Genomic DNA, 11,745 nt, shown 5'->3' on the forward strand with positions numbered 1-11,745 from the left:
CCCACCGGCCGCTCACCGCGGGCAGCTCACGGCGCCGGCAGGCGGTGCGGGCGCTCTCGGGCCCGCACCGCTGGTCAGCCTCCGGCCGGTACGACGTTGGTGGCCGCCACGGCGGGACGCAGGGCCCGCGCGAGCCGGACGCCGTCGCCGACGGCCCAGAAGTGGACGAAGAACAGGCGGGGTTCGTCCGTCAGGCCGTGGTTGTGCAGCTCGACGAGCTCGGCCCCGGCGCGCCGCAGGGCCACCAGGACGTCCTGGACCTCCCCGGCGATCATGGCGCAGTCCCCGCTGATCGCGGCCCGGCCGCGGCCCAGCGGCTGGAAGTTGAAGGCGCTGGTCGATCCCAGGCCCGGGGGCAGTACCAGGTGTCCGTCGGTGATGGTCTCGCGGCGGACGAAGATGCACTTGTAGATCCCGTCGTCGACGGAGCCCTTGGTGCCCAGGGCGGCATCGATGCCGGCGGTGTCCAGGTCGACGGGCCGCGGCGGGGCGGCCGGTCGCGGGCGCGGCGTACCGGTGCGGTCGAACGCCGCGCGCAGGCCGCGGGCGATGCCTCCCGGGTCGTGGCCGTGAGCGTGGACGTGGATCCACCAGAGGTCGGGAGCCTGGGAGAGCAGATGCTTGTGGATCGCGGTCTGCTGAATCCGGTGCTCGTGCAGGACATCGGTGAACGGCTGCAGTTCGTCCTCGGTGACCACCACATCGCCCATGGCCAGCGTGCTGCCGTCGGCGTAACGGACGAAGGACACATGCGAGCCCAGGGCGAGTGCCGGTTTGACGTCGACCTTGCGGGAGCGCACCCGGAGGTCCCGGCGCGGGAGGCCCGTATGGAACATCACCTTGCGCTTCATATCGCCTGTGCCGCCGAGCTTGTCGGACACGCTCGTCCAGTCCGGCAGGGCGGTGTTCACCGGCTTGAGCAGCCCGCGGTTCCTGGGGTCGGGCTCGTCGGCGGGCAGGGCACGAGCGGGAGTCGGCGCCCCCGCCAGCACCGGCGCCAGGGCGGCCGCGGCCAGCACGCGTCGTCGTGGTGCACCCGCCTGCAGGTAGGTGTCCTGCTGTCGGTCTCCAGCCATCACGTGAGTACCTCCATGACGAGATGGAAGCATGGCGGGCTCGCGACACCGTGATCACCGTCACCGCTTGCGGCCAGCTGGGCTAAGCAGTCGTCATCACGGGTGAGAGGGTCCGGTGCAGGGCGGCGGGAAGTGGGCCCGGGTGGGTAGCGCGGTGTCGGGTGCAGAACGGCCGGGAGCGTCGTCCCCGGTTCGTACGAGGGCGCCGAGGTGCCCGCCCGGCATCCGGAGGGGGCCGGATGCCGGGCGCACCGGCCTCGCGCCGCGCCACGGCGCGAGGCCGTGCGGGGTCCACGCCCGCCACCCGCGCGAACCGGTGGACCGGCGAACCGGCACGGTCAGAAAGGCTCCCGGCGACGCAGCACGGGGAACCGTTCCAGCGCCTCGAACTCTGCTGCCGTGCCCGTGCAGTTCACGAGGCGGATGTCATGCACCTGTCATGCATAGGTGTAGAACTTGGTGTGATCCAGCAGGTCCGCCGGGGTGACGTCGTTCCACGGCTTCATCGTGTCGTGGAGGTCGACGACGTCCGGTGTGTCGCCCGTCGGGACATACCCCGACTTGGGGTGCATGCGCTGCCAGTCGGCCCAGAGCTTGTCGATGAAGCAGTGGTGCAGCCAGAAGACGGGGTCGTTGGGCGAGGCGCCGGTGGTCATCTGCCCGCCGACCCAGACGTGCACCCGGTTGTGCAGATTCGGGCCGCGCCAGCCCTCGATGTTGTTGCGGAAGCCGTCGGAGGAGCTGTTCCAGGGGGCGGCGTCGTAGACGCTCATGGCGAGCACCCGGTCGACCTCGGCCCGGGTCGGCAGTTCACGGACCCCGGCACCGAGCGAGCGGCGCAGGAAGGTCCGGCCGTCAACGCGTATGTTCATCGGCCACTTGCCGTTGCTGAACGCGAACGGCCCCGAGGGCACCCGGCCGTCACCGCTGCGCCCGTCGCCGCCGAGGAAGTCGTCGGCCCACAGGGAGCTGCGCGGCGAGCGGTCCACGGTCCAGTCCCAGTAGGGCAACATCACCGACGGGGTGACGCTCTGCAGGGCTTCTTCGAACTGCAGCAGGAACCTGCGGTGCCAGGGGAGGAACGACGGGGACCGGTGACCGGTTCGCTCGCCGTCGTCGGTGTCGCCGATGATGAAGGCGTTGTGGGTGCTGATGAACTCGTCGTAGCGGCCGCTGCGCTTGAGCTCCAGCACCGCGTCGATGAAGTTCCGCTTTTCGGTGGCGGTGAGGTCCGCCTGATTCTTCCGGACTGCCATGTCGAGGACTCCTCGGTGGGGGGACGGTCGGGGTGCAGGCCTCAGCCGGTGACGACGGGGACCAGATCGGCGCCCTGGAGTTCACGAACGGCGGCGCGCGCCAGGGCGCGTGGCGTGGTGAACGTCTCGTAGTGGTTCACCAGGCTGATCCAGGTGCCGTCCGCGTTCCGCATCACATGGAGGTCGTCGTTGTCGATGCGGACGACGAAGTCCATGCCGTCGTGCGGTCCGGCCTGGCCGGCCCGGGGGCGGGCCTGGCCTCCGTGGTGGGCGTTACTGCCATGGCCTCCGTGCTCCGGCGCTCCCTCGTCCATGGGCCAGCCCTCGATATGACGGCCCTGGTACATCTCGTCGAAGGGCTCCGGCATCTCGTGGTCCCCGGGGGCCTTGTGGCCGTCGGAGTGTCCGTGGCCGGCGGCGGGACGGGCGACGGCGGTGTCCGCGAAGGCGACCGGTGCGGCGAGCGCCGCTCCGGCCAGGGCCGCGGCGCTGCCGTGCAGCACCTGGCGTCGGGTGGGACGCGACATGTTCCACTCCTCTGTTCGTCTCGGCACCTCCTCCGCGTCAGAACCGCAGAGGAGGGTTCTTCGAGCCGGCGAGCCGAAGGCCGGCCCGCGCCGCCACATGCTGGCAGGGACGAACGGATCATCAAGTTGCACCGGCGGAACGGACAACGAACGAGACAACACCTGTGAGAAGGTGCAGAGTTCAACGGCGGTGATCGTGCTTGCGTCCCGCCGCACCTGCGCGCGGACCCGGATATTCCGCGAAGTTGAGCGCTCTCCACCGCAGATCCTTTCCCCCGGCGAGCGAAACCGTGATTCACCCCACGGCCGGAACTCGGCGCGAATGCACGGGACGTGAGACGCAGGGTGTTTGGAGCGCAGGCTTCCGCATCGTGTCGTACGGGGAGCGGTCTTCGGCCGACGGGCAAGGCCCGCCCGCAGTCAGCCGGCGCCGAAGCTCCGGCGCCGGACTTCAGACGCGGTCGATGAGCTCCTGGCCTCCGGCATCAGCAAGCTTGTCCCGAGACGCGGTCTCGCGGCGCGGGAGCAGGAAGGGGGTGGCCAGGAGGAGGACTCCGGCGGCGGCGATCGCGGTGCGGGGGCTGGTGAGGGCCGCCAGCAGGCCCCATAGGGCTGTCATGGCCGCGATGGCGGCGCTGCTGCTGATCGACCACGCGGCCAGGGTGCGCGCGACCCGGTCGGGGGCGGTGTGGTCGAGCCGGTAGGTCGCCAGCACCGGGTTGAACACGCCGCAGCAGGTCACCAGGCCGAATTGGACGACGATGACCAGGACGATCCCGGGGACGCCGGGCTGGACGAACGCCAGCCCCAGAGGCCAGATCGCGCGCAGCATGCCGGCGGTGAGCAGAACCTTGTGCCGGCCGAACCGCGCCGTGAGCCGATGCGCGAGGCGTGAGCCGACCAGACCGCCGACGCAAGGGACCGCGAACACGAGACCGTACTGCCAGGGCGCGAACCCGAGGCGGCCCAGCAGGAGTACGGCGAGCAGCGGCTGGGAGACCATGATCAGACCGTTGACCGTGATCGCGTTGAAGAGCAGCGGACGCAGCGTGGGGTGGGCGAGGATGTGGCGCCAGCCTTCGAGCAGGTCGCCTGCGCGCAGCCGTGGTGCGCCGGTCCTCGCGGGGTGCGGTTCCGTCCCGTCGATGGCGCGGAGGCTCAGCGCCGAGAGCAGGTAGCTGACCGCGTCGGCCACCACGGTCGTCACCGGGCCGAACAGTCCGATCGCGGCTCCGCCGAGCGGCGGTCCGACGGTGGTCGCGGTCCAGGTCGTGGACTCGAACCGGCTGTTCGCGACGAGCAGGTCCTCCGGCGGCACGAGCGCTTTCAGGTACGCGCCGCCGGCCGCCTTGAAGGCGATGTCGGCCGCGGCGGTGACCACGGAGACGAGGAGGAGTTGGGCGAAGCTGAGCAGGCCGCACGCGAACGCGGCGGGAACGCTCAGCAGCGCCGCGCACCGGGTCAGGTCCATCGCCACCATGACCGACCGCTTGCGGCGGAACTCCACCCAGGGACCGAGCGGCACCGCGATCAGGGCTCCCACCGCCCGCCCCACGGCAGCCAGCGCCGCCACCTGGGCCGACCCGCAGTGCAGCACCAGCACCGCGATCAAGGGCAATGCGCCGAAGCCGAACCCCGTCCCGTACGCGCTGACCGCATACGCCGCCCACAACCACCCGAACCGACGCCCCAGCGCCCGCCTGCCCGCCATGCCCACCGCCCCCTCCCCGAACCGAACAACCAGCGCTGACCACCGGCACCGCATCTAAGCGGGGAGGAGATGGCGGGATCAAACAACCGGCCGGCCAGGAAGCACAACCATGGGTTGTGCCGATAGCGTGGTCGGGTGGATACCGATGCTGTGCGCACCTTCGTGACCGCCGCGGACACGGAACGGTTCCAGGACGCCGCCGCGGAACTGTCGGTCACCCAGCAGGCCGTCTCCAAGCGCATCGCCACGCTGGAGAAGTTCCTCGGCGTGCGGCTGTTCACCCGCACCGGGCGGGGCGCGGAGCTCACCATCGACGGTCAGGCGTTCCTGCCCCACGCCCGCGAACTCCTGCGGGCCGAAGAGCGGGCCGTCGCTTCGGTGCGTCCCGGCCGCCGCGCCCTGCGCGTCGATGTGATCGGCCGACGGCTCGGCCCGGCTGCCCTGCTGGGCGACTTCCATCGCGCGAACCCTGAGGCCGAGCTGGACGTCGTGACCCTCTTCGACGCCGAGGCGGCCGTCGACGCCATCCGGTCCGGCACGGTCGACGCGTCCTTCCGCGCCGTCGCCATGCCCGGCCGGGAGCTCCCCGACGACATCGGGGTCGCCCGGGCCTTCGACGAGCCCATCCAGCTTCTCACCGGACCGGCCCACGAGCTCGCCGCCGCCCGCGCGGTCACGCCCGCCGAGCTCGTGGGGCACCGGATCTGGATGCCCGGCCTCGTTCCCGGAACCGAGTGGGCCGCGTTCTACGATGACCTCGCCGCGGCGTTCGGACTCACCATCGAGATCACCGGCCCCGACTTCGGCACCGAGCCACTGCTCGACACCATCGCGGATTCCCGGTCGCTGGCGACCTTCGTCGGCGAGCACACCCGCCTCTTCTGGCCCCCCGACCACGACCTGCGGCGCATCGCCCTGCGGGATCCGACACCGGTCTACCCGCACTCGCTGCTCTGGCACCGCGACAACCCGCACCCGACACTCGCCGCACTCCGCGACCACCTGCGCGCCGGGCGGGTTCGGCGCGCCGACGCCGAGACCTGGACACCGGCCTGGGCGTAGTGGTCAGGGCCGCTGCGCTGCCCGGCGCCACCACCACGGCGACGAGCCGAGCGGACGTCCGGCCTCCGGCTACGGGAGCGGTACGTACCACTCGGATTCCCGGGCCAGGCCCCACGGCACGGTTTCGTGACTACGGTGCGTGCGACGCCTTCGGGCCGCCGTGGCCGTGCACGTCACGAGGCCTCGGTGGGTGAGGGCTGCCAGTTCCCCGAGTGGCCGGGCGGGAGCGCCAGGTCGCGCCGGACCGCCGCGTAGTACCTCTCGCGCGCGGCGCGCTGCTTCTCGAGCAGGGTCGACCACATCTCCGGGTCCTGGATCCGGTCGCGCAGGAACTGCTCCATGTCCATGACCGTGACGACCCATGCGCGGGCCTCGGCCACCACAACCGGGGTACCGAGCATCAACAGCGCCTCCCCGGCCGGATCCCGGGCATCGGTGGCTTCGGCCACGTGCGGCGCCGCTTCCTCGGGGGACAAGGGATGCGGATGCGGGTCGTTGCCGAGGTGCGACGCAATGCGGTACGTCAGGGTGACGGACTTCTTCAACGATCGCGCGAAGTCCGTGTAGGCGGCGAGTCTCCGCTCGTCCCAGCGGGCCGCACGCTCGCGGCGGAAGCGGGCCTGGTCGCCCCGCGTGGTCGCGAAGTACGAGCCGAGGGCTCCGACCATCACGCCTATCAGCGCGGGAAGTTGTTGCAGGAATGCGGACATGGCCGCACGGTATCCCGCACGGACAGTGGCGGCCTCGTGACATCGTCACGCCTGGTGCGCCGGCTGGAGCCGATGAGGTGGTGCATGCCCGGACCACCGATGCGGTCACGGCTGACTGGTGGCGACCTTGACCCCGAACCCGATCAGGACGACTCCGGTGACCCGGTCCATGGCCCTGCGGACGGCGGGCCTCTCGAAGAACGCGCGGGCCTTGGCCAGCAGCATGACGTAGCTGCCGAGCCAGAGGAAGGTGAGCACCGCGTGCAAGAGGACCAGCAGCGCCATTCCGGTCTGCGAGGAGAGGCCGGACGGGGCGAGGGTGGGCAGCAGGCCGGTGTAGAAGACGGCGATCTTCGGGTTGAAGACATTGCTGACCAGTCCGGTCCGCCACGGACTGCCGGCCGCGGAGGGCACGCTGGGCTGCGCGGCTCGGGAGCCGTTGCGGCGGCTGTGCCACAGTGCCTGGACACCGAGGAAGACCAGGTAGACCGCTCCAGCCAGCTTGACGACGGTGTAGGCCGTGGCGGATGCGGCGAGGACCGCCGCCAGGCCCACCACCGTGAGTACGCCCCATATCAGCAGCCCCGCCGTGATGCCGCCGACGGTCCGCAGGCCGTCCTGCCAGCCGGAGGTGAGGGCCCGCTTGGTCGTCACGGCCATGTCAGGGCCGGGCACCATGGTCAGTACGGCGAGCACACCAGCAGCGGCAAGGAACTGTACGAGCATGGAGTCAGTGTCGCACCCGGGGACCGGCACTCCGGGCGGTGCCCCGTTGCACGTCCGGAGGGGCGGTGCGCGTCACCAATCCGGGATGCCCGCGGCCTCCCTGCGCCTGCCGCCGCTGGCGGGATCGAGCCTCAGGGTCGCCCTGCACCCGGTCCGGCCCCGTCGTCACCCCCTTCACCAGGAGACCGGGAGGCGTCGGGCCCCACCGACGGCAGGTAACGCGGCGCCCGCCGGGCGTCGAGTCGGCGCTCCACCCCGGCCCCCAGCGACAGCAGCTCGGCGTCATGGTGATCGCCGGCCATCAGGAGCAGGCCGACGGGGAGCTTGTTCACGAACCCGGCGGGCACGGACAACGACGGGTAACCGGCCACCGCCGCGGGCGTCGAGGACGGGATCACGTCGTTGTCGCCCCGGGCACAGTCGGTGGTCCAGGCAGGCGGGTTCGTCGGTGCGGCAATGGCGTCCAGATGGTGGGCGCGCAGGGTCTCGTCGAGGGAGCGCCGGGAGAGGTGCTTCAGCTCCGCGCGCATGGCCCGGTAGGCGGGGTCGGTGGTGGGAGGTGCGGCGAGGGCCTTCTCGAACAGTTGCTGACCGGCGAAGCAGGTTCGCTCCGCCGGGTGGGTGCGGTTGAAGTCGATCAGTTCGGTGAGGTTCCGAGGACCGTGGCGAGTGGCGAGGTAGGCGTTGATCTCCCGGTGGAACTCGCTGAGCAGCGCAGGGAATTCGAGTTCCGCGAGTCGCGCCTGGTACGGAGGCGTCACCTCGACGACCTCGGCCCCCGCCGCACGGAGCTTCTCCGCCGTACGGGTCATCACGGCGTCCACCTCCGGCCCGAGCGAGGGCAGCCGCCACAGGCCGATCCGCTTACCGCGCAGACTGCCGGGTCGCGTCAGCTCCTTCAGGGGGCCGGGAGAGCTGCCGGGCCGCGAGGCATCGCCGCCGCCGAGCACCGAAAGGGTGAGCGCGGCATCGGTCACATTGCGCGCCATGGGCCCCGCGGTGTCCTGCTCGGCCGAGATGGGCACCACTCCGGAGGGGCTGACCAGTCCGAGGCTGGGCTTGTGGCCGACCACCCCGTTCATCCCGGCCGGGCACACGATGGAGCCGTCCGTCTCGGTGCCGATCGCCACCTGCGACAACGACGCGGCGAGCGCGGCGGCCGAACCGGAGGACGACCCGCACGGATTCCGGTCGAGTACATAGGGGTTGGCGGTCTGTCCGCCCACCGCCGACCATCCCGATGTCGGCTTCTCCGCACGGAAGTTCGCCCACTCGGACAGGTTGGTCTTGCCGAGGATCACCGCACCCGCGTCCCGCAGCCGGGTCACCAGGACGGCATCGGTGTCCGGCGGCGCCCCGGCCAGCGCCAGCGATCCGGCCGTCGTCGGCATATCGCGGGTGTTCACGTTGTCCTTGAGCAGGACGGGGATGCCGTCGAGCGGGCCACGGGTTTGGCCGTGCCGGTGTCTGGCGTCGCTGGCCGCCGCCTGGCGCAGGGCCGTCGGATCGGTGCGCAGCACCGCGTTGATCTTGGGGTTGATGTCCTTGATCCGCTGCAGGTAGGCGCGGGTCAGCGCCGACGAGGTCAGTGAACCCTCCGCCATATGAGCCTGTAACTCCGGAATCGTCACCGTGTCGAGATCGACTCCCGGCGCCAGGGACGCACCGGCCGAACCCGGCGACGGACCGCCGGCGCCGGGCTCGGCGGCTTCCGCCCGCGGATTCGGTGCGCCCGTCACGAGGGACCCCGCCGCCAGCGCGGCGATCAGTGTGGCAATGCTCTTCTTCCCCATGAGGATCAGCGGACTACATCCGGGCATCCGGCACAAGGGTGCCTCCCGTCCACATGCGCCGGGCGGGCCGGGCCGCCGGTACGCGCACCCGGCCGTCCCTCCCCGTACGCCTGCCTCCGCTCAGCCGTCGAGGCCCCCGCGCTTGACGAGCTGGCTCGCGATCACGTTCCGCTGGATCTCGTTGGTGCCCTCGCCGATGATCATCAGCGGTGCGTCGCGGAAATACCGTTCGACATCGAACTCGGTGGAGTATCCGTAACCGCCGTGGATGCGCACCGCGTTGAGGGCGATCTGCATCGCCGTCTCCGAGGCGAAGAGCTTGGCCATGCCCGCTTCCATGTCGACCCGGCGGCCGGCGTCGGCCTCGCGCGCGGCATGGAGGGTGAGGTGGCGTGCCGCGGAGAGCGATGTGGCCATGTCCGCAAGGTAGTTGCCGACGGACTGGTGCTGCCAGATCGGCTTGCCGAAGGACTCACGCTCCTGTGCGTACGCCAAGGAGTCCTCGAACGCCGCACGGCCCACCCCGAGCGCGCGGGCGGCGACCTGCAGCCGGCCGGTCTCCAGGCCCTTCATCGTCTGCGCGAACCCCCTGCCCGCGACGCCGCCCAGTACGGCGTCGGCGGGCGCCCGATAGCCCTCGAAGGACAGCTCGCAGCTCTCGACGCCCTTGTAGCCGAGCTTGGGCAGGTCCCGGGAGACCGTGAGGCCGGGGCCGTGCTCGACGAGGAGGATCGACATGCCCTGGTGCGCGGGCGTGGCGTGCGGGTCCGTCTTGCACAGCAGGGCGATCAGTTGGGACCGTCGGGAGTTCGTGATCCAGGTCTTCACACCGTCGACGACGTACCCGTCCTCGGCCCGGCGGGCGACGGTGTGCATGGCCTGGAGGTCGGAGCCGCCGTCCGGCTCGGTGAGGGCCATGGTCGCCCGGATCTCGCCGGTCGCCATCCGCGGGAGGTAGCGGCGCCTCTGCTCCTCGGTGCCGAAGTGCAGGAGCATCTTGGCGACCACGGTGTGGCCGCCCATCGCACCGGCCAGGCTCATCCAGCCCCGGGCGAGTTCCTCGGTGATCAGGACGTAACAGGGGGTGGAGACCGGGTTGCCGCCGTACTCCTCCGGAACGGCGAGCCCGAAGATGCCGAGCTGCTTCATGCGGTCGATCTGAGCCTCGGGACAGGTGTCGGCGTGTTCGAGCTTCCGGACGACCGGCCGGACGTCCTTGTCGACGAAGTCGTGCACCGTGCTCACGATGAACTGCTCGTCCTCGGAGAGGATGTCGAGGGTGCTCATGCTCTGGCGCTCCTTGCTGGGGGCTCGGACGGGCGGGCCGTCACCTCGCGTGGTCGGTCCTCATGGCGTCGATCTCGGTTGCGTGGTAACCCAGTTCGGCGAGGATCGCCTCGGTGTGCTCGCCGGCTGCGGGGACGGCGCCCATACGCGGGGTGGTACCGGCCAGATCCACCGGCGGCAGGAGCGCGGACACCACGTCTCCCCCGGGAATCCGTACGTCCCGCCAGCGGTCCCGGGCGCTGAGCACGGGATGCGCCAGGAACTCCTCGATGTCGTTGACGCCGGCGTTGGCGATGCGTGCCCGGTCCAGCAGCTTCATCGCTTCCGTGCTGTCCGACCTCCGGAACCGCTCGGCCACGATCGCGTTCAGCTCTTCGCGGTGGGCCACGCGGTCGGATCCCGTGACGAAGCGCGGGTCCTCGACGAGGTCGGGGCGCTCCAGGAACTGTGTGCACAGCGCGGCCCATTCGCGCTCGTTCTGGATGGAGAACAGGACGTCCTTGCCGTCGGCCGCGGTGTAGGCGCCGTACGGGGCGATGGTGGCGTGCTGGGTGCCGATCCGCGGGGGCTGGGTTCCGCCGTAGGAGGTGTAGTAGGCGGGCTGGCTCATCCACTCGGCCAGCGCCTCGAAGAGCGAGACCTCCACGGCGCGCGCGACGCCCCGGGTCGCGCGCGTGAACAGAGCGGTGAGGACGCCCGAGTAGGCGTACATACCGGCGGCGATGTCGGCGACCGACACCCCCACCCGGGCGGGCTCCTGTGCGCTCCCGGTCAGTGAGACCAGGCCCGTCTGGCACTGCACGAGCAGGTCGTACGCCTTGCGGTCGGCCCACGGCCCGGTGGATCCGTAGCCGGAAATGGAGCACGGGATCAGCGACGGGAAGCGCTCCGCCAGCGCCTCGGCGTCCAGGCCCATCCTGGCGGCCGCGCCCGGAGCCAGGTTCTGCACGAAGACGTCCGCGCGGGCGAGCAGGCGTTCCAGGGCGTCCCGTCCCCGGTCCGACTTGAGGTCGAGCGTCAAGGACTCCTTGGACCGGTTGAGCCACACGAAGTAGCTCGACTCGCCCTTCACCGTCGTGTCGTACCGACGCGCGAAGTCACCCCCTCCCGGGCGCTCCACCTTGATGACCCGCGCACCGAGGTCGGCCAGCTGGCGCGTGGCGAAGGGGGCCGCCACCGCCTGCTCGATACTGACGACGGTGACGCCGGAAAGCGGCAGCTCTTCGGTGCGTTCGGTCATGCGGTGATCTCCAGGGCTCGACGGGCGTGGGGGGCGACGACATCTCGGTGTGCTGCGCGGGTGTGGTGGTGCAGGCGGGACGCAGCGGTGGCGCAGTCGGTGATGCGGGGCAGTGCGGGCACCGGCCCACCCGGCGCGCTCGACTCTCCGTTCCGGCTCGGCGCCTCAGCAGCGTCCCGGTCCGCCCACGTACTTCGGTCCGTACATGTCTTGCACGGCGCTGCCCTCATGAAAACTCTTTGCCGCGTGAGGGAAACAGCACATGGCGATGGCCCTGCGCCTGGCACGGATGGTGGTGGGGGTGGCCATGGACATCGAGCAGCTCACCGCACTCATCACGGTCGCCGAGGGGGGCAG

General features: G+C 71.0%; 10 protein-coding genes. 1 reads left to right on the plus strand and 9 read right to left on the minus strand.

What is annotated here, in order from left to right:
* Positions 1–74: 74 nt before the first annotated feature.
* From Scani_RS09440 to Scani_RS09455, 4 genes are all read right to left on the minus strand, one after another.
* A complete protein-coding gene (locus Scani_RS09440) occupies positions 75–1,076 on the minus strand; it encodes a DUF1259 domain-containing protein (RefSeq protein ID WP_159472267.1) in 1,002 nt (333 codons plus the stop codon).
* 437 nt (positions 1,077–1,513) lie between these two features.
* Positions 1,514–2,332 (minus strand): tyrosinase MelC2, encoded by an 819-nt coding sequence (gene melC2, locus Scani_RS09445; RefSeq protein WP_159472270.1) that lies wholly within the window; start codon positions 2,330–2,332, stop codon positions 1,514–1,516.
* 41 nt (positions 2,333–2,373) lie between these two features.
* Positions 2,374–2,859, minus strand: a complete 486-nt coding sequence (gene melC1 / locus Scani_RS09450; protein WP_159472273.1) for an apotyrosinase chaperone MelC1 — start codon at positions 2,857–2,859, stop codon at positions 2,374–2,376.
* 451 nt (positions 2,860–3,310) lie between these two features.
* Positions 3,311–4,570 (minus strand): MFS transporter, encoded by a 1,260-nt coding sequence (locus Scani_RS09455; protein WP_159472276.1) that lies wholly within the window; start codon positions 4,568–4,570, stop codon positions 3,311–3,313.
* Between the two features lie 135 nt (positions 4,571–4,705).
* Between Scani_RS09455 and Scani_RS09460 the strand changes: the two genes are divergently transcribed.
* Positions 4,706–5,632 carry a LysR family transcriptional regulator gene (locus Scani_RS09460; RefSeq protein ID WP_159472279.1) on the plus strand — a complete coding sequence of 309 codons (927 nt, stop codon included), beginning with the start codon at positions 4,706–4,708 and terminating at the stop codon, positions 5,630–5,632.
* 173 nt (positions 5,633–5,805) lie between these two features.
* Here the strand turns inward: Scani_RS09460 and Scani_RS09465 are convergent, their stop codons facing one another.
* The 5 genes from Scani_RS09465 to Scani_RS09485 all read right to left on the minus strand — a co-directional run bounded on the left by Scani_RS09465 (position 5,806) and on the right by Scani_RS09485 (position 11,388).
* On the minus strand, positions 5,806–6,342 hold the full coding sequence (locus Scani_RS09465; RefSeq protein ID WP_159472282.1) for a hypothetical protein: 537 nt from the start codon (positions 6,340–6,342) through the stop codon (positions 5,806–5,808).
* A gap of 105 nt (positions 6,343–6,447) precedes the next feature.
* Positions 6,448–7,068: a LysE family translocator gene (locus tag Scani_RS09470; RefSeq protein WP_159472285.1), complete on the minus strand. Its 621-nt coding sequence runs from the start codon at positions 7,066–7,068 to the stop codon at positions 6,448–6,450.
* A 131-nt stretch (positions 7,069–7,199) separates the two neighbouring features.
* Complete coding sequence (locus Scani_RS09475) at positions 7,200–8,861, minus strand: amidase (RefSeq protein ID WP_159475606.1); 1,662 nt, start codon at positions 8,859–8,861, stop codon at positions 7,200–7,202.
* Between the two features lie 120 nt (positions 8,862–8,981).
* Complete coding sequence (locus Scani_RS09480; protein WP_159472288.1) at positions 8,982–10,148, minus strand: acyl-CoA dehydrogenase family protein; 1,167 nt, start codon at positions 10,146–10,148, stop codon at positions 8,982–8,984.
* 40 nt (positions 10,149–10,188) lie between these two features.
* Positions 10,189–11,388 carry a CaiB/BaiF CoA transferase family protein gene (locus Scani_RS09485; protein ID WP_159472291.1) on the minus strand — a complete coding sequence of 400 codons (1,200 nt, stop codon included), beginning with the start codon at positions 11,386–11,388 and terminating at the stop codon, positions 10,189–10,191.
* Positions 11,389–11,745: the final 357 nt, after the last annotated feature.

This window comes from Streptomyces caniferus, from assembly GCF_009811555.1.
Lineage (GTDB): Bacteria > Actinomycetota > Actinomycetes > Streptomycetales > Streptomycetaceae > Streptomyces > Streptomyces caniferus.

Bases quoted from the DNA above. Each gene is read 5' to 3' on its own strand.
- Scani_RS09440 (WP_159472267.1), bottom strand. From the start codon at position 1,076: ATGGCTGGAGACCGACAGCAGGACACCTACCTGCAGGCGGGTGCACCA.
- melC2 (WP_159472270.1), bottom strand. From the start codon at position 2,332: ATGGCAGTCCGGAAGAATCAGGCGGACCTCACCGCCACCGAAAAGCGG.
- melC1 (WP_159472273.1), bottom strand. From the start codon at position 2,859: ATGTCGCGTCCCACCCGACGCCAGGTGCTGCACGGCAGCGCCGCGGCC.
- Scani_RS09455 (WP_159472276.1), bottom strand. From the start codon at position 4,570: ATGGCGGGCAGGCGGGCGCTGGGGCGTCGGTTCGGGTGGTTGTGGGCG.
- Scani_RS09465 (WP_159472282.1), bottom strand. From the start codon at position 6,342: ATGTCCGCATTCCTGCAACAACTTCCCGCGCTGATAGGCGTGATGGTC.
- Scani_RS09470 (WP_159472285.1), bottom strand. From the start codon at position 7,068: ATGCTCGTACAGTTCCTTGCCGCTGCTGGTGTGCTCGCCGTACTGACC.
- Scani_RS09475 (WP_159475606.1), bottom strand. From the start codon at position 8,861: ATGGGGAAGAAGAGCATTGCCACACTGATCGCCGCGCTGGCGGCGGGG.
- Scani_RS09480 (WP_159472288.1), bottom strand. From the start codon at position 10,148: ATGAGCACCCTCGACATCCTCTCCGAGGACGAGCAGTTCATCGTGAGC.
- Scani_RS09485 (WP_159472291.1), bottom strand. From the start codon at position 11,388: ATGACCGAACGCACCGAAGAGCTGCCGCTTTCCGGCGTCACCGTCGTC.